This window comes from Pseudoalteromonas aliena (assembly GCF_038155085.1).
Classification (GTDB): domain Bacteria; phylum Pseudomonadota; class Gammaproteobacteria; order Enterobacterales; family Alteromonadaceae; genus Pseudoalteromonas; species Pseudoalteromonas aliena_A.
In genome coordinates this window covers 157594-175925 of the sequence record NZ_JBAKAU010000003.1, presented here as the reverse complement: position 1 = coordinate 175925, position 18332 = coordinate 157594, and the positions used below count along the sequence as shown (strand labels likewise).

Here is an 18332-nt window from a genome sequence, read left to right as displayed (position 1 = left end):
ACTTCAGCTGCTTTTTACGTTATCTAACAGGTGCAATTAGCTAAGCTGTTTGTTGCTTGTTAAACTTTGCATGCACTAACTTATAAAGCGCGGGCAATATTAATAGCGTAAGTAGGGTTGATGAAATAATCCCCCCTACTACAACCGTCGCCAGCGGACGTTGAAGCTCAGCGCCGGTGCCAGTATTTAGCGCCATAGGAATAAATCCTAAACTTGCCACTAAAGCGGTCATAAGGACTGGGCGCAGGCGCGAAAGCGCACCGGTTTGTATCGCATCAATTAAACTAAGCCCATCGGCTCTTAACTGTTTAATAAACGACAGCATCACCACACCATTTAATACCGCTACACCGCTTAGCGCAATAAAACCAACGCCTGCTGATATTGAAAGCGGCATATCGCGTAACAATAACGCAAGCACGCCACCTGTCAGTGCAAGTGGTACGCCGCTAAATATAATTAACGAATCACGCAGTGAATTAAACGCGCTGTAAAGCAGCCCAAATATAAGCAATAAAGTAACCGGTACCACCAGCGATAACCGCTTACTTGCCGATTCTAACTGCTCAAACGTGCCGCCGTATTCAATCCAATAACCACTTGGTAAATTAAGATCTGAATTTAAAGCAGTTTGCGCATCGCTTACAAAGCTTGCTAAATCGCGCCCTTCTACATTTGCAGTAACAACAACATTACGCTTACCGCTTTCACGGTTTATTTGATTAGGGCCTTTATCAATACTAATTGTTGCCACTTCGCCAAGCGGTACAAATGCAAGGTCGGGGTTAGCACTTTTAGGCACTGCTACCGGCAAACGCGCAAGCTGCGATACATCGCTCGACCAACGCTCATCTAACCGCACTAATAATGAAAAGCGTTTATCACCCTCATAAATAAGCCCCGTTTGCACACCGCCTATAGCAGCACTTACACTTTGCTGAATATCGGTTACGGTTAAGCCTAACAGCGCCATATGGTCACGAAGCGGCGTTACCGAAAGTGTAGGCAACCCTTCCATTTGCTCAAGGCGAACATCGGTTGCGCCAGTAATGTTTTGCACCAGCGCTGTGGCTTTTTCACCGTACTGTTTTAATGTTGATAAGTCATCGCCATAAATGCGAACTGCCACATCGGCGCGCACGCCAGCAATTAACTCGTTAAAGCGCATTTCTATTGGCTGCGTGAACTCATAGTTGTTACCTGGTACTTCGTTTACTAAATGGCGAATTTGCTTAACCAGTTCTTCTTTACTTAAAGCTGGATTAGGCCATTGCTCGCGCGGCTTTAACATTAAGAATGTATCGGCAACGTTAGGTGGCATAGGATCGTTTGCGACATCAGGCGTACCAATTTTTGAAAAGACCTTTTCAACTTCAGGTATGTCTAAAATGGCTTGCTCTAACTCTTTTTGCATTTTTACCGATTGCTCAATGCCGGTGCCGGTAATGCGCAGTGCATGCATAGCTATATCGCCTTCATCAAGCTGTGGTAAAAATTCAGCACCCATATTTTTAACTCTGAAGCCAAGTGCGATTACGAGCACAGCAGCAATGCTTAGCATTACCCACGGTAACTTAAGCGATAAGCCAAGTAGCGGTTTATAACCTTTTTTAATACCGCGCATAACCGCATTTTCGCTCTCACTCACCTTACCGCGTATAAACACCGCAATAGCAGCAGGTACAAACGTCACTGCAAAAATAAGTGCGCCAACTAATGCAGCAACAACAGTAAATGCCATTGGCTGAAACATTTTGCCCTCAACCCCGCTTAGTGCAAACAGCGGTAAATACACCAGCATAATAATTAAAATGCCAAATACTGCTGGGCTGAACACTTCTTTAGTGGCGGCGGTTACAACACTTAAACGCTCGTTCAAAGTAAGTAGCCTGCCATGTTTGTGCTGTGCAAGGCCAAGCTGCCTTAAACAGTTTTCAACCACAATGACTGCACCATCAACAATTAAACCAAAATCGATTGCGCCTAAGCTCATTAAATTCCCCGAAACACGATTGCCAACCATACCGGTAATGGCAAATAACATGCTAAGCGGAATAACCATGGCCGTAATAAGCGCACCAGTTACATTACCTAATAACAGCAGCAAAATAACAATCACTAATACCGCACCTTCGAACAGGTTAGTTTTTACGGTTTCTATGGTTTTATCAACAAGGGTTGTACGGTCATAAACTGCCTCAACTACAACCCCTTCAGGTAAGCTAAGTTGTACGGCTTTGAGTTTATCGGCCATCGCTTTTGCCACTATGCGGCTGTTTTCGCCAATGAGCATCATAGCGGTGCCAAGTACAGTCTCTTTGCCGTTATAAGTAGCTGCGCCAGTTCTAAGCTCTTTGCCTAAACGCACATTTGCGACATCTTTAATGCGTACAGGCGCATCATCACGTTTTGCAACCACGGTATTAGCTATATCATCTATGGTTTTTAATTGCCCTGGCGAGCGCACTAAATATTGCCCGTCAAAACGCTCTATAAACCCTGCGCCTTGGTTACTGTTATTTAATTTAAGTGCAGTTATTACATCGCTGAGCGTGAGCTTATAAGCTAATAGCTTTTCAGGCATCGGCGCTACTTGATATTGGCGCTCAAATCCCCCTTGGCTATTTATTTCGGTAACGCCTTTTACTTTTAATAACTGCGGGCGAATAACCCAATCTTGCAAAGTACGTAAGTCTTCTGCATTAAATGGGGTGCCATCATCTTTTATCGCGCCTTTATTTGCATGCACAGAGTAAGTAAAAATCTCCCCCAGCCCGCTGGCAATTGGCCCTAAATTTGGCTCAATATTGGCAGGTAAATCTGATCGAATACTCTGAATGCGCTCACTAATTTGCTGGCGAGCCCAGTAAATATCAGTGCCTTCGTTAAAAATAACGGTTACTTGCGAAAGCCCATAACGCGAAATCGAACGAGTGTAATCAAGCTTAGGAATACCCGCCATGGCGGTTTCAATTAAATAGGTTATTCGCTGCTCTGCTTCAAGCGGGGTAAACCCGGGTGCTTTGGTGTTAATTTGCACTTGCACATTAGTTATATCGGGTACGGCATCGACTGCTAAATTTTGGGTGTTGTATACACCAAAGCCTGCAAATAAAAGCGTGAGTGCAAGCACCATCATGCGGCGTTTAACCGCAAACGAAACGATCCAGTTAATCATGCTGCCTCCTAGTGTGAGTGGCTTGCGCCGCTTTTTAATATGTCGGCTTTAATTACATAACTATTTTGTGTTACGTACTCACTGTTTGGCGAAAGCCCCTCAAGTACCTCTACCCACTCGCTGTTTTTAGCACCGAGTTTTACAGGGCGTACTTCAAACACATTGCCGCTTTTAATAAACACACTCGCTTTACCGTTAAATTCTTGCAAAGCGGTAGCTTTTACTCGCACAGCAGCATTTACATTTTCGATACTAACGTCGCTATTTACGTGCATGCCTGGGCGCCAATGGCCATCTTGATTTTTAAGCTCGATTCGCGCACGCGCAATGTGCCCGCCCGTCATCATAGGTGCTATAAAAAACACCTCGCCTTGGGCATTTAAATGATGATGTAAGTCGTACACTTTAGCGCTTTGCCCTATAGCGAGTTTTTCAATATTTTCAGGAAACGCCGAGAGCTCAACCCATACAGTTTCAAGATTGACTATTTGCATTAACGCGCTACTAGCAAGCTCACCGCGCTTTAAATATTGCTCGGTAATAACGCCTGTCATTGGGCTTTTTATGGTGTAATTTTGCAGTGTTTCACGGTTAGTGATACTTGCAAGCCTATCGCCTTTTTTAACGTTTTGACCAATGCTTACAAAAATATCGTTAACTAAACCGGTATAAGGAGCCATTACTTCTACGGTGCCGTGTGCGGTGGGTGCTATAACACCAAATAAAGTATCGGTTAGTTCAACGCTACCCGCTTTTGCAATCTCGGTTTTAATACCGGCACGTTCAATTGCTGCCCCACTTAGCGTTGTACGCCCCTCTTCTTGCTCATAGTGGTAGTTAATTTTTTGCCCTTTATAACTTGCCATTACATCAAGCTTAAATGAGTGCGGTTCATTCACGCTCACGGTACTAACTAAATAATCATCTTCGGCTTTAAAGCGAATAAACTGTGGCTCCTCACTTAAACGCTGCACGTTTATGGTTACGTCCAACTGATTTATATCCACAGCTTTATCGTTATTAAATCCATATATTCGCAGCTCGGTATTACCTGCAAACTGGGTTAATTTAAGCTCTAAATCAAGCGCGTTATTGGTTAGTAAAAATCCGCCGTGTGGGCCTTTTTCTTGGTGTTCATCTTCATGGCCTTCTTCATGACCTTCTGCGTGATGATTAGCCGACGCCATAGCCGTGCTACTTAATAATGGGAGTGCAAAAAATTGTGTAATTAATAATGCGATTAGTGTTTTATTCATGATTGATGAGTCTCAATTAAAGATTGGCCAGTTAAGCGCTCAAGAGTAAGTAGTACTTGATATAGTTCGCTATGGGTGTTGATAAGTGCCCGTTTAGAATCAAATAAAGCTTGCTGTGCATCTAGCAATTGCAATACCGATATTTGCCCTTGTTGATAGCTTTTTAAGCTTTGTTCTATAAGCGTTTTCGCTTGAGGAATAACGTGCTGCGCTAAAAGTTGTGCTTGATCAGTTTTACCTTGGTAGTACGCATACAGCGTGCGTATTTGTTGGCGCAACTGAATACGCAATTGCCCTTGTTGCTCGTTAAGTAGGGTAAGTTGATGCTGCGCCGCCTCAATATTACCGCTATTAGAATTGCTTAATTGCAGCGGCATTGAAAACGAAAACACAAACGAGCTGGCGTCAGCTTGCTGGTTATAGCGCACACCGCCGCCAAGCGTTAAATCACTTTGACCCGTTGATTTTTGCAGTGCTAAGTTGGCAGTTTTTTGCAAATATTGTTGCTGTAGCAATGCAAACTCAGGTGCACTATTAACCGCATCAAGTAATGCTTGCTCGCTTTTAATAGGTGTCATTGTGCTTAAATCACCAGCATAATAGTCACTATTTACCTGCTCTTGCCAAAGTTCGTTAAGTGCCAAACGAGCTCGTTCTAACTCACTGTTTAGTACAGCACTATTTAATTCAACTTGGCTTAATGCATAGCGCATACGAGTTACATCAGCAAGGGATGCAGCGCCTGCATTTGCACGCTGCTCTATTGCTTTAAGCGCCTGCTGTACTGTATCTCCTCGCTCTGTATTTAGTGCAATTAGAGCTTGGTATTTTAGTGCTTGATAGTAACGCTCAGCCGTTGTAGCTAAAAGCGCCAAACGGGTATTTTTATACTCAATTGTTTGCGCTTTTATATTAGCTGTTGCGTAATTTACGCGCTGTTGACGTTTATCACCCAGCTCTATTAATTGGCTTAGCGCCAGTGTGTATTGCGCCCCTTTAATGCCACTATAAGCCTGAGTGCCCATAATATTTTCAGCTTCAAAGCTTACAACGGGATTAGGCTTAAGTGCAGCTTGGTCTTTTAAGGCACTTAAGATTTTTTGATGATAAGGATAGCGCTTAAGCACTGCATTTTGCTGCTCGGTATTTATTAGCGCTTGCTTAAGCGTTAATACGTTTTGAGGCTCTTTTTTTGCCAAAACGCTCTGTGTGGATAATGCGCACAGTAGCGCCACCAGCATTAGTGGTTTTTTATTCATATAGCATGTCCGTTTTTTAACAAACAGAGTTGGCTTAATCACTACACTTGTTTTAAAAACATGCGCGATCAAGCAACCTAAATATGCACAAAACTAGCCTAACAACGCTTATGCGCAGGCAGTTATTTACAAAGTATTTAAAATTAGAAACTAGCTATAAAAATTAGGTGGCGGAACATCTGGTGGGTAATTTAAACCATTGTAACAAGCATTGTTTGTGGCTTGGCTTTGTTCAGGGCTTATTGAATGGTTGATCGTACTGTAGTAGCCACAGTGGCAATGCTGATGGGCATGAATTTCTGTAGGTGATTGCGCATCGTCGTCATTGGTATCGCTATGAGCGTGAATATGCGTGGCATGATCTACTTCTTCTTGTAAATGATACGCGGCAGCATCACAGCTTATAAAGCTGTGCACAAGCACTAAAAGTATCACGACTAAAAAGTAGTTTGAGCGCATTACCTACCTAAAACTATAAAATGAAATTTAAGAAATCGCACAATACCTTAAATTTATTCAAATGTAGAGAGCCACTCACGTTATTTTCTAAATTCACTTGGTGAAACACCCACTGATTTTTTAAACCGTTTAGAAAAATTAAATATATTAGGATACCCCACATAAGCGGCAATATGAGCAACAGGCCAGCGGGTATTTAGTAGTAAACTTTTAGCTCGTTTAATACGTAAATAAATAAGCTGCTGCATTGGGCTTTTACCATATTGTGCTTGGCATAACCTATGTAAATGCGGTGCTGAGTAATGCACGTGTTCGCACATAGCGTCTATTGTCCAATCAAACTGCAGGCGCTCTTCTACCTCTAAAAACAAACTGGTTAATCTGTTTTGCCCGCCTATTTGCGGCTCACTTTGAAGCGTAGTGTTTAAATAGTGGCTTAAAATAGGCATAACGCCTTCGCGCAAAGTAGCGTTACTTTCGCTATATAAAAGCTCCATAGCTAAATGTAATGGCGCTAGCTGCTGATTAGTTAATACCTTAGCCTGCGCTAAATTCAAATGCTGCCAACGCTTGGTATTTGCAAGGTTTAGCCAAATCACATCCCACTTTTCGCTTGCTATTTGAACCTCAAAACTTTGCCGCGCAGGCAATATAGCTAAGCTATTTTCAGTTAATGAATATTGGTTATTAATGGTTTTTAGCGTGCCCTGACCAGCCAAAGTATAAAAAAGCGTGTGTTCAAGCGGGTTGGTACGTGCAATACAATAATCACCCAATAAATTAGAGCAACCTGCTAGCTCTATTTCAAGGTTTGGCATTTGCGACAGCGTAGTTAAATCAATAAACCGTTCTGCACACTCTGGGCCAATATCAAGCACATCTACAATAGTGTTACGCATAATTAAAATGATAGTTTTGGATAAACAAAAGAGAGCTTTAAGCATAACCTCAACGCATTATTTTAGCTATATTTAAGCCACTATAATTGCCACACATGCAATAGGACACGAATGAACTCACTACAGCACATAATTAACCGCCGCGATTGGGAAAACCCAATTTCGGTGCAAGTTAATCAAGTAAAAGCACACAGCCCACTCAATGGATTTAAAAGCGTTGACCACGCCCGTAAAAACACACAATCACAAAAACAAAGTTTAAACGGCCAATGGGATTTTAAATTATTTGATAAACCCGAAGCGGTTGATGAGTCATTACTAAGTGAAACACTAAGTCATGATTGGCAAAGTATTGCGGTGCCTTCTAATTGGCAATTACATGGCTTTGATAAACCTATTTATTGTAATGTTAAATATCCATTTGCAGTAAACCCGCCATTTGTACCAAGCGATAACCCAACAGGTTGCTACCGCACTGAATTTACTATTACGGAAGAGCAATTAGCGCAGCGTAACCATATTATTTTTGAAGGCGTTAACTCGGCTTTTCATCTTTGGTGTAACGGCCAATGGGTAGGCTACTCGCAAGATAGCCGCTTACCCAGCGAGTTTGATTTAAGCGAACTGTTAGTGGCTGGCACCAACTGTATTGCGGTTATGGTTATCCGCTGGAGCGATGGCAGTTATTTAGAAGATCAGGACATGTGGTGGCTAAGCGGTATATTCCGCGATGTTAATTTACTTACCAAACCACAAAATCAAATACGCGATGTATTTATAACCCCCGATTTAGACGCCTGCTACCGCGATGCGACTTTACATATTAAAACCGCGATAGACGCGCCAAATAACTTCAAAGTAGCCGTACAGGTTTTTGATGGTGAACAAGCACTGTGTGAGCCGCAAATACAAAGCACTAACAATAAACGTGTTGACGAAAAAGGGGGCTGGAGCGATGTTGTATTTCAAACAATTGATATACAAAACCCTAAAAAATGGACCGCCGAGACCCCTTATTTATACCGCTGTGTTGTAAGCCTGTTAGATGAGCAAGGCAATACTATAGACGCAGAAGCCTACAATATTGGCTTTAGAAAAGTAGAAATGCTTAACGGGCAACTTTGTTTAAACGGCAAGCCGCTACTCATACGCGGTGTTAATCGCCACGAACACCATCCTGAAAACGGCCACACAGTAAGCACCGCCGACATGATTGAAGATATTAAGCTGATGAAGCAAAATAATTTTAATGCTGTGCGTACTGCTCATTATCCTAATCATCCTCGTTTTTACGAATTATGTGACGAGCTAGGTTTATACGTAGTGGACGAAGCTAATATAGAAACCCATGGCATGTTTCCTATGGGTAGGCTTGCAAGCGATCCGCAGTGGGCTGGCGCATTTATGTCGCGTTATACACAAATGGTTGAGCGCGATAAAAACCACGCCTCAATTATTATTTGGTCATTGGGTAACGAATGCGGACACGGCGCAAATCACGATGCAATGTATGGCTGGTCAAAAAGCTTTGACCCATCGCGCCCTGTGCAATACGAAGGTGGCGGCGCAAACACAACAGCAACAGACATTATTTGCCCTATGTATGCCCGTGTTGATACACATGTTGCCGATGACGCCGTACCAAAATATTCAATTAAAAAATGGCTAAGCCTACCGGGTGAAACGCGCCCTCTTATTTTATGCGAGTACGCCCATGCAATGGGTAACAGCCTCGGTAGTTTTGACGATTACTGGCAAGCATTTAGAGAATACCCACGCCTACAAGGTGGTTTTATTTGGGATTGGGTAGACCAAGGTTTATCTAAAACTGATGGAAACGGTGAGCATTATTGGGCTTACGGCGGCGACTTTGGTGATGAACTAAATGACCGCCAATTTTGTATAAATGGCTTATTGTTCCCAGACCGCACGCCCCATCCTAGCCTGTTTGAAGCTAAATACAGCCAGCAGCATTTACAATTTACGCTGAACGAGCAAAATCAAAATCAATACATCATTGATGTATTTAGCGATTATGTATTTAGAGCTACCGATAACGAAAAACTGGTTTGGCAATTAATGCAAAATGGCGTGTGTGTTGAACAAGGCGAGCAAATTATTATTATCGCTCCGCAAAGTACGCAAACAATCACTGTTAATACAAAAACGGTATTTAAAGCAGGTGCGCAATATCACCTTAATTTAGATGTAGCACTAATTAACGACTCAAGCTTTGCAAGTGCCGAGCATGTATTAAACACCGAGCAATTTAAGCTTATAAATAACCACAGTTTAAGCGCTGATGTATTTACGCCCACTCTCGCTGCCTCAGCACATGGCGCTATAAATATTAGCGAAACCACCACACAGCTAAGTATTGAAGGCGATAGCTTTAAACTTGTGTTTAATAGCCAATCAGGTCTCATTGAACAATGGCTACACAATCAAAACCAAGTTATTAAAAGCCCATTTGTTGATAATTTTTACCGCGCCCCACTTGATAATGACATAGGCGTAAGCGAAGTAGATAACCTAGATCCTAATGCATGGGAAGCGCGCTGGCTAAGAGCGGGTATCGGTCAGTGGCAGCGTACATGTCGCTCGTTTGAAGTTGTGCAATCAAAGGTAGATATACGTATTACCTGTGTATTTAGTTATGAATTTAATGGCGCAGTACAAGCAAAAACAACTTGGCTTTATACACTTAATAATACCGGTGAAATTAACTTAAATGTTGATGTACAACTAAACGATGCTTTGCCGCCCATGTCACGCATAGGGCTAAGTACAACACTTAACAAGCAAAGCGATACAAAAGTAAACTGGCGTGGTTTAGGGCCTTTTGAAAACTACCCAGATCGCAAAGCCGCAGCACGTTTAGGTTATTACAGCTTGAGCTTAAATGCGCTACATACACCGTATATATTCCCAACCGATAACGGCGTGCGTAGCGATTGCCAATTACTGCGTATTAATAATTTAACCGTAACCGGTGCATTTTTATTTGCCGCCAGTGAGTATTCGCAAAGTATGTTAACGCAAGCGAAACACACTAACGAACTCATTGCTGATGACTGCGTACATGTACATATTGATCATCAACATATGGGCGTAGGTGGCGATGATTCATGGAGCCCAAGTACCCATAAAGAATATTTACTTGAGCAAAAGCAGTACAGTTATTCTTTAACATTATCTGCTGAATAATTTAAACAAAAATAGCGGCTAAGTTGGCCGCTATTTTTTAATTAACACACTCTATTTATTAGCTAGCTTTTTAGCTAATACGTTATCAAGAGAAAAGCTTCCCGCTCCTTGAATTGCTAAAACTACAGTTACTACAAGTAACGTTAATGCGTATTCATAGCCATTGTTTGCCATAAATAAGCCATTACTAATATGTACGCTAAAAATAGCAATCAGCATAGTAAAGCCGGCAACTACAGCTGCTGGGCGCGTTAACAAACCAATTGCTAATGCAATGCCACCAAAAAACTCAGCACTACCTGCCATCATTGCTAACCAATAGCCAGGCTCTAAACCAATGCTCGCCATCCATTGGCCTGTACCTTCAAGCCCGTAACCGCCAAACCAAGCAAATAGTTTTTGTGCACCATGTGCCGCTAAAATAAGGCCAGCTGGTACTCGTAAAATTAATGCTGCTACGCCTGCTTTTGAGCTAAGTAATGTGTTTAGTAATTTCATGAGTTTTAGTCCTGCTTTAATTTATTTAATCGTTAGGTTTTTCCTAACCGTTGAACACAGTTTACTATCATCATTAAAAAACATTAATACGGAATTTATTGGTTAATTAGCAACGCAATATTTATAATAATCCTTAAAAAAAACCGCCAACCCAAAGATTGACGGTTTTTTATTAACGTATTACTTAGTATATTTAAGTAAGCGCTTAGCTTTGAAAATTAAGCAACCGCTTGCTCTAAAATTTCACGGCTTTCTTTTAGAGTAATAGCTTGGTTTTCGCCTAGAGCAACCATCCCGTGAGCTTCAAGTTTGCCAATAATATTGTCAATAGCAGCGGCTTTATCATCGCCATGTTCAGTAAGCTGGGTCGCTACGTCAAGGCTGTGGTAAAACGCTTCAATTGCTGCAATTGTTTTCTCTGCTAAGTCGTCAGATTGCTCAAGACCAAATACGTTTTTACCCATTTGCTCAAGTTTTGCTTTTTTAACTGCAAATTGATTGCGCAGTAAAGAAGGCTGAACAATAGCAAGTGAACGTGCGTGGTCAACACCGTAAGCCGCTGTAAGCTCATGGCCAATCATGTGTGTTGCCCAATCTTGCGATACACCAGAACCAATTAAACCATTAAGTGCTTGGTTAGCTGCCCACATAAGGTTTGCACGCCATGCGTCATCTTGGTTTTCAAAGTTATCACCTAAAGTTTTAAGCGTTCTTAATAGTGCCTCTGCGTAACCTTCTTGAACCAATGCTGTTTCAGGGAATGTTAGGTACTGCTCACAGGTATGTACCCATGCATCTACTAATCCATTCACAAGTTGGCGCTGTGGTAATGTTTTCATTACATCTGGGTCCATAATCGCAAACTTAGGAAGTACTTCTGGTGATGCAAACGGTAGTTTTTGCTTCGTTGCTTCTTTGCTCACAACTGAGTTTTGGTTTGACTCTGAACCCGTTGCTGGTAATGTTAGTATTGCACCAATTGGTAATGCACTAGTAATAGTGTGCTTACCAGTAGGAATATCCCAACCTTCGCCATCGTACACAGCCGATGCTGCAATGTATTTAACGCCGTCGATTACTGAACCGCCGCCTACGCCTAATACAAAGTCGATGTCTTGTTCTTTACAAATTTTTACTGCTTGGTCTAGCACTTCAATTGTTGGGTTAGCGCCAACACCCGAAAACTCAACCCAGTCAAAGCCTTCAAGTGCTGCTGCAACTTGGTCGTACACGCCGTTCTTTTTAATTGAACCGCCGCCGTACACTACAAGTACTTTTTGATCTTTTGCGATCAAATCAGATAGTGCCGCAATTTGTTGCTGACCGAATTGGATAAGAGTTGGATTTACGTAGCTAAATTTCATTATTTTGCTCCTAGGTGACGGTTAAATACTAAATAGAATGCTTAGTTACTAGCTAAGCTAAATTCCAATGAGTGCATATTAGTAGCAAAACAAATATAAAAAAAGCTCAATAACTCGCAAAAACTTGCCTAAAACTATCAGTGTTGTTATTTTACACAAAATGAACTCAATTAAAGACCCCTTTTATGCCCACCATAGCCAATATGTTGCAACAATACGCCGAGCATAATCAATTACTCAGCTTTGAAGGCACCATGGAAACTATTATTCCAGGCGTGTATTTTCATCGAGCAACTAAAAGCTCGCCGCGCCAACCGCTTATATATAACTCAGGTATTATTATTGTTGGGCAAGGTCATAAAATAATTCACTTCCCTGAACATCAAATAAAATACGGTGCAGGCGACTACTTAGTCCTTGGCGTACCGGTGCCATTAGAGTGTGAAGCATTCACCGATAACGACTTACCTGTTATGGGCATTGCCATAGATATAAACCCTGCAATGCTACACAAACTCGTTAATCAAATAATGCAGCATAAGCCTCTTTCAACGTCCTGGTCTTTAGCACAAATTGACGCAGTGCAGTCGGCAACTTTAGATACACCAATGGAGCTCGTTACTCATCGGCTATTAACTGTTTTAAATAATCCCATTGAGGCAGAGATATTTGGCGAGGATATAGTAAAAGAATTGGTATATCGCGTGCTTTGTGGTCCACAAGGACATACTTTAATAGGGCTTGCTATGCATGATGGGCATTATGCACGTATCGCCCGTACGCTCTCAACTATGCATAGTAGCTATGCCAATCAAATTACGGTTGAAGGGTTAGCTGAAGACGTAAACATGAGCATATCGTCGTTTCATCGTGCTTTTAGGCAAGTAACGTTTGAATCCCCTTTGCAGTATTTAAAAAAAGTACGCTTAGCCAAAGCAAAAGAACTCATTACAAGCAGCGGCAGTAAAGCAAATGAGGCCGCATTAAAGGTAGGTTATACCAGCCCCTCGCAATTTAGCCGCGAGTTTAAGCGCCACTTTAATAAAACGCCAAGCGAAGTATTAACTCAGCTACATAACTAGCCCACAAAAAAGGCCACTACAAAAGTGGCCTAATATTTAATAAATAAAACACTCATTACGCTTTTTTAAATAAAACCTCTGGGTTTACCATGGTTTTCATTTCAAGCACATTGCCATTTGGATCTTCAATAAAAAACGTTTCTTGCTCAAACTCATCACCAATAAAACGGCGGTATGGTTTATCTAAGTATTCAATACCAGCATCTTCAATACGTGTTTTTAACCCGTTAAATTGATCTTCAGATAAGTGAATACCAAAGTGAGGTACTGCTACGGCTCCCATATCAACATCATGGCGAACTGTTGGTAAGCGCTCAACACTTTGGTGCAAGGTAAGTTCATTGCCCCAAAAATCTATATCTACCCAGCGACCTTCTTCACTATTACCCGTTTTACAGCCTAGTACGTCACAATAAAACGCTTTAGCCACTTTTAAATCGCCAGCCGGAATAGCCAGATGCAAACAGTTAGACATAAATAACCCTTGGTTAACACTTTAATACATTAAATTATCGCCATTATACATAAATTGTGATTTATAGAACATTAACAGCAGTACTATTAGGTATATTTAATACCTAAAAATAGTTTAAAAACACGCTTTTTAAATGTGTAATTACTTATAACATTTATTTGTTATAGAGTATTAGAAAGCTTAAAAGGATTAGTTTAAAATGCGCCGCTATGATTAAATTCTTACTTTTAAAATTCATTACTTTCTTTTTAGGCTTTGTAGCTTGCTTTGCTATGCACACTACTTTTGCACTGCCTTTAGTAATTTCTGCCGCGCTAACGGGGCTTATTGGCTCTTTTATTCCTTTTCCTGCGCGTTATAAAAACCATCCTTATGCTGCAATTTATGCTGGTAGCTTTGCCGGTATGTGCTCAACCCATTTAATTACCAGTTACTGGGAAATTGCTATTATTTCGCTCATTGGCTCAGGTTTGTATGTGCTTACTATGAATATGTTTACAGGCTTTGGAGGTAAACTTGGCAGTGTCGCTTTTGCAAGCGTGGCACTTTTTGTATTAGCTAAAGGAATCGTACTATGAGTATTGAATACCCGTTACTTGTACTGCTTGGTGCTTTTTTAACGTTTTACTTAGCTAAACATAGTCGCTTTGATGGTATAAGAGCATCCTCTTCACTTTCTATTATTGCTTACTTAATTTTTAGCGCATTGAATTTAAACCCTGATTTATACGCGATTATATTTTTTGGCGGTACATTTATTGGCATGAGCGCCCCGCATCGTTTTGGTATTTATACAGTAGCAAGCTCATCTATTTTGTTTTCAATATTATTTGAATTTCTTGTACCAAAACTTGATGGCTATGGTGGGGCACTAGGTATTAGTGCATTTTTATCTGTATGTATTTGCCATACTTGTATTTTATTAGGTGCCCCAAGAAGTAAAAAGCCACAATAACTTACTTACGTTTAATTCTACTTGTAGGGTAGCCAAATAGCGCTCTACATTTAGCTTTTATTCCTGATACCTTATAAATACTTTTAAATAGGTGTTTCCACTGATGGAACGTAATAACGACAAGGTTATAGCTATGAAGCTGCCTTATAATGTTGTATTCACAAGGCTTTAATTTATCTTATTCTTCAAAAGTGCCAAATAACTTATCCTAAATAATAACTACACCTGCCAAGCTTTAGGCTTTAAAGATCAAAGTTCGTTTAGTTGTGTTTTATATCGATGGAATGGCTGCTTTTCTATGCAGATATTTAGATCAAAAAAACTTAAATATCTACATAGGTAAAGCTATTTACTTACATTATTACGGCCATTTTTTTTAGCCCTATACAAAGCCAAATCAGCATTTTTTAATGCTTGGTCAAAAGTTTGCTTAGACTCTCTTTGTGCTACACCGATAGAAACAGTAACATTAACTGTTTTATAATCACTGGGCTTTTTTGATTTTCTGGAATTTTTGTCAGTCCGTTTAGGATTTCGTATAACCATGTCATACGTTGCAATACTCTCTCTCAAGGCATCCAACTCAGGGATCGCTTGGTCTATAGATTTACGAGGAAATACTACTGTAAACTCCTCCCCCCCATAGCGATAAATTTTACCACCACCTTTTACACCAGCCATCTTAGCGGCAACCAATTTTAATACTTGATCACCAATATCATGTCCATAAGTATCATTAAATTTTTTAAAATGATCTATATCAAGCATAGCGACAGTGTATTTTCGCCCTAGAGACAATGCGAGTTGGTTTAAAGCTCGACGTGTAGGGAGGCTCGTTAAATCGTCTCTATATGCTAAATAATATGAATCTGTACTTACCGCCAACAAATATATAGATGACATAGCAACCGCAATAACAGACCAAGGTAATGTAATTACGTGAAGTTGATTTAAATACCAAACAACAAAAGTTACAAATAATGTCGTTTGTGTTAAATCATAATTTCGTAAACTTCGCCATAATAATACAATTCCAATTACTCTCAATGGCAAAAAAATTGGGATATATGGCGCTATCTGTTTCCATGTTTCAGTATTAGGGAATAATTCTATTTTAAGCCAAAGAAATGCAACCCCACCACAAAAGACAATAAGTAGGGCGCGAGTAAGAGTGTGTATTGAGAAGATAGCCCGATCTTTCATTAATGCCAACAGCATTAATAAACTAGCTCCAAATAGAAGTAGCCACTGAGAGTTACGATCTAACCATTTAGACCACACAAAATTGGGGTTTTCACTTATTAAATAAAGCCCCCATAACAAACATAAAATAGCAATACGACTTCGATTAAATTGAGTTGCAAATACGGCTGTAATAATAAGTAAGGGAAATACTAAATAATTTATAATTGTTAGTTTGTCATGCCATAAAGCCTCAAAGTGTATTAAACCAAAAAAAAGACCTGAAATACCAAGAGCGCTTAAAAAAGTAGACTTAATCCCTTTAAAATCCAGCAACTGAAACTCCAACAACACAGACAAAGATAGAGACGTTATTGTATTGATATGGATAATTTTTTCTACTTTTATATTAAATTAAAAACAAAAACACATACTTTATGATTTATTTTTAAATGAAAAATTACAATGTCTCTAAATTTTATCCAGAGTAATGCCATATTCAGTTCAAATTTTGGACACAGCTGAAATATCAAAAAAAAGGACACTTTCATGATTCAAGCAGTTATAAACACCTATTAACAATCCTAGGGCGTGTTGACCTTTCGTGATTGATTTTGCAGCTGTATGTTTGGTTTTTAGGCAAGGCAGAGCCTATGTAATGTGGTTATTCCCCATAAATTGGCGATAACGCAGCATAAATGCCAAAAATCACTCAATGGATAACTAAGTACACAGAACGAACACCATAAAAATAAACCCAATAAAATTGGTATAACAAAATAACTTTAAAAAATAACACCACCCTAATAATTGGTAAGTTTTAATCTTCAAATTGGTATGTTAGATTAAAGTAAAGCGATGCCAATACCGAACAATTTTTACTTCATCACACAGAGACAATAATGATAAAAAATACATCTAAATTTAAACTTACGGCTTTAGCCGTTATCACACCTCTACTTTTTACGGCTTGTACAAATACCCTAAGCACTAATCAGCAAAGCGATGCGCCGGTACCTGCAACAAAGTTTGATCTATCACACTGGAAAATAAATGTACCAGTGGATTTAAACAACGACGGTAAAATTGATGAAATAGATGTAGAAGAAATTCAGACTTACGCACATCCTGATTTTTTCTATCTTGATGATAAAGGCTACATGGTATTTACCTCCCCTAATAAAGCGCTTACAAGTGCTAACTCTACTAATACCCGTAGTGAACTTAGACAAATGATCCGTGGATCAAATACTAAAATTAAAACAAATAACCCGGGTAATAACTTTGCGTTGGCTGCTCATCCTTTAGCTGAAAAGTTTGGTGCTGAAGGCGGAAAAATGCAGGCTACATTAAAAGTAGACCATGTTGCATTAAGAGCTAAAAACTCAGATAGAGATGCTGCATTTTCTGTTGTAGTTGGGCAAATACATGCAGAAAAGAACAAAGCTCTTGTCGCAGAAAATTCTGGATTTGGCTGGGGTAATGAACCACTTAAAATATACTATAAGAAATGGCCAAACCATAAAACAGGCTCTGTATTTTGGAACTACGAGCGAAACTTACCAAAAGCAGATCCTGACCGTACAGACATTGCTTACCCTGTATGGGGTAACACATGGGAAAATCCTAATGAACCTGGTTCTGAAGGTATTGCGTTAGGTGAAGATTTTAGCTACACAGTAAATGTATATAAAAATACAATGTATCTAACGTTCACTGCAGAAGGTAAGCCAGACGTAAATTACTCGATAAATCTTGCTAATAACGTTGATGCTTATGGCAAAGTAGACAAAAAAGATCATCCCCTTGGTTATGCTGGTGATTCTAATTACTTCAAAGCCGGTGCATACAATCAATGTAGTACCAAAGACGCCCCAGGTCGTTGGTATGCCGCATGTTTAGGTACTGGCGATTGGACTACAGATAAACAAAATGGCGATTACGCTCAAGTAAGCTTTAGTAAACTAGAGTTAAGCCCAGCGACACCGCCAACAAAATAACTAGGCTAGTACAGCCTCAGATAAGTAATTTTTTAGTGATGTAAACAATGGCGTTGGTAGATTATTAATATCGCACCAGCGCCACTTTAAACATTTATTAGGCTCTTTAAGCTCAGGCTCTCCGCCTTCAAAGTCAGCTTTTACATACAGCGTAATATAGTGCTTGTTCTCTGCTGTAAAAATATCATTGGTAAAATCAAGCTTAGTAATTTTACTTACCTTTAAACCTGTTTCTTCAAACACTTCTCGTATTGCACATTGCTCAACACTTTCACCAAACTCTAAATGCCCTCCAGGTGTTGCCCATGTATTAGCACCATGCGCGCCAATGCGCTCACCTAGTAAAATTGTGTTTTGATGCTTTATGATAACCGCCACACCAACTCTTACTACGTTACTCATATCGTATTTTCTCTTATTTTTACTGCCCGCCATGCTGAACCACACGCTTTATATTGTCAATTTTGTATTTTTAAAACCAGTATATTGATTAACTTTTAACCGACCAAGGTCGAATA

General features: G+C 40.1%; 15 protein-coding genes. 5 read left to right on the top strand and 10 right to left on the bottom strand.

The window, feature by feature from the left end:
- Window positions 1-40: 40 nt before the first annotated feature.
- From V6260_RS05070 to V6260_RS05050, 5 genes are all read right to left on the bottom strand, one after another.
- Window positions 41-3178, bottom strand: coding sequence for a CusA/CzcA family heavy metal efflux RND transporter (locus V6260_RS05070; RefSeq protein WP_341592974.1), 3138 nt, complete (start codon window positions 3176-3178; stop codon window positions 41-43).
- A gap of 8 nt (window positions 3179-3186) precedes the next feature.
- Window positions 3187-4434: an efflux RND transporter periplasmic adaptor subunit gene (locus V6260_RS05065; protein WP_341592973.1), complete on the bottom strand. Its 1248-nt coding sequence runs from the start codon at window positions 4432-4434 to the stop codon at window positions 3187-3189.
- Window positions 4431-5693: a TolC family protein gene (locus V6260_RS05060; RefSeq protein WP_341592972.1), complete on the bottom strand. Its 1263-nt coding sequence runs from the start codon at window positions 5691-5693 to the stop codon at window positions 4431-4433. Before V6260_RS05060 ends, V6260_RS05065 begins: the two co-directional genes overlap by 4 nt.
- Window positions 5694-5843: 150 nt before the next feature.
- Window positions 5844-6152, bottom strand: a complete 309-nt coding sequence (locus tag V6260_RS05055) for a hypothetical protein (protein ID WP_149594040.1) — start codon at window positions 6150-6152, stop codon at window positions 5844-5846.
- Window positions 6153-6232: 80 nt separating this feature from the next.
- A complete protein-coding gene (locus tag V6260_RS05050) occupies window positions 6233-7051 on the bottom strand; it encodes a helix-turn-helix transcriptional regulator (protein ID WP_341592971.1) in 819 nt (272 codons plus the stop codon).
- Window positions 7052-7162: 111 nt separating this feature from the next.
- Here V6260_RS05050 and V6260_RS05045 point away from each other — a divergent pair, with 111 nt between their 5' ends.
- A complete protein-coding gene (locus tag V6260_RS05045) occupies window positions 7163-10258 on the top strand; it encodes a beta-galactosidase (protein ID WP_341592970.1) in 3096 nt (1031 codons plus the stop codon).
- A 51-nt stretch (window positions 10259-10309) separates the two neighbouring features.
- On the opposite strand, the gene V6260_RS05040 is transcribed toward V6260_RS05045, so the two are convergent.
- Both V6260_RS05040 and V6260_RS05035 read right to left on the bottom strand, forming a co-directional pair.
- Window positions 10310-10756 carry a DoxX family protein gene (locus V6260_RS05040; RefSeq protein WP_341592969.1) on the bottom strand — a complete coding sequence of 149 codons (447 nt, stop codon included), beginning with the start codon at window positions 10754-10756 and terminating at the stop codon, window positions 10310-10312.
- Window positions 10757-10974: 218 nt separating this feature from the next.
- Complete coding sequence (locus V6260_RS05035; RefSeq protein ID WP_341592968.1) at window positions 10975-12120, bottom strand: iron-containing alcohol dehydrogenase; 1146 nt, start codon at window positions 12118-12120, stop codon at window positions 10975-10977.
- A gap of 185 nt (window positions 12121-12305) precedes the next feature.
- On the opposite strand from V6260_RS05035, the gene V6260_RS05030 reads away from it, so the two are divergent.
- Window positions 12306-13202: an AraC family transcriptional regulator gene (locus tag V6260_RS05030; RefSeq protein ID WP_341592967.1), complete on the top strand. Its 897-nt coding sequence runs from the start codon at window positions 12306-12308 to the stop codon at window positions 13200-13202.
- A 55-nt stretch (window positions 13203-13257) separates the two neighbouring features.
- Here V6260_RS05030 and V6260_RS05025 read toward each other — a convergent pair whose 3' ends face one another.
- The gene (locus V6260_RS05025) at window positions 13258-13677 is read right to left on the bottom strand and encodes a VOC family protein (RefSeq protein ID WP_341592966.1); all 420 of its coding nucleotides are present in this window, start codon (window positions 13675-13677) and stop codon (window positions 13258-13260) included.
- 272 nt (window positions 13678-13949) lie between these two features.
- On the opposite strand from V6260_RS05025, the gene V6260_RS05020 reads away from it, so the two are divergent.
- Together V6260_RS05020 and V6260_RS05015 are read left to right on the top strand one after the other, a co-directional pair.
- Window positions 13950-14255 (top strand): hypothetical protein, encoded by a 306-nt coding sequence (locus V6260_RS05020; protein WP_341593074.1) that lies wholly within the window; start codon window positions 13950-13952, stop codon window positions 14253-14255.
- Window positions 14252-14632: a hypothetical protein gene (locus V6260_RS05015; RefSeq protein WP_341592965.1), complete on the top strand. Its 381-nt coding sequence runs from the start codon at window positions 14252-14254 to the stop codon at window positions 14630-14632. Before V6260_RS05020 ends, V6260_RS05015 begins: the two co-directional genes overlap by 4 nt.
- A 345-nt stretch (window positions 14633-14977) precedes the next feature.
- On the opposite strand, the gene V6260_RS05005 is transcribed toward V6260_RS05015, so the two are convergent.
- On the bottom strand, window positions 14978-16150 hold the full coding sequence (locus V6260_RS05005; RefSeq protein WP_341592964.1) for a GGDEF domain-containing protein: 1173 nt from the start codon (window positions 16148-16150) through the stop codon (window positions 14978-14980).
- A 566-nt stretch (window positions 16151-16716) separates the two neighbouring features.
- Here V6260_RS05005 and V6260_RS05000 point away from each other — a divergent pair.
- Window positions 16717-17814 (top strand): polysaccharide lyase family 7 protein, encoded by a 1098-nt coding sequence (locus V6260_RS05000; protein WP_341592963.1) that lies wholly within the window; start codon window positions 16717-16719, stop codon window positions 17812-17814.
- Here the strand turns inward: V6260_RS05000 and V6260_RS04995 are convergent, their stop codons facing one another.
- Window positions 17815-18216, bottom strand: coding sequence for a nucleotide triphosphate diphosphatase NUDT15 (locus V6260_RS04995; protein WP_024589726.1), 402 nt, complete (start codon window positions 18214-18216; stop codon window positions 17815-17817). It abuts the gene before it with no gap.
- Window positions 18217-18332: the final 116 nt, after the last annotated feature.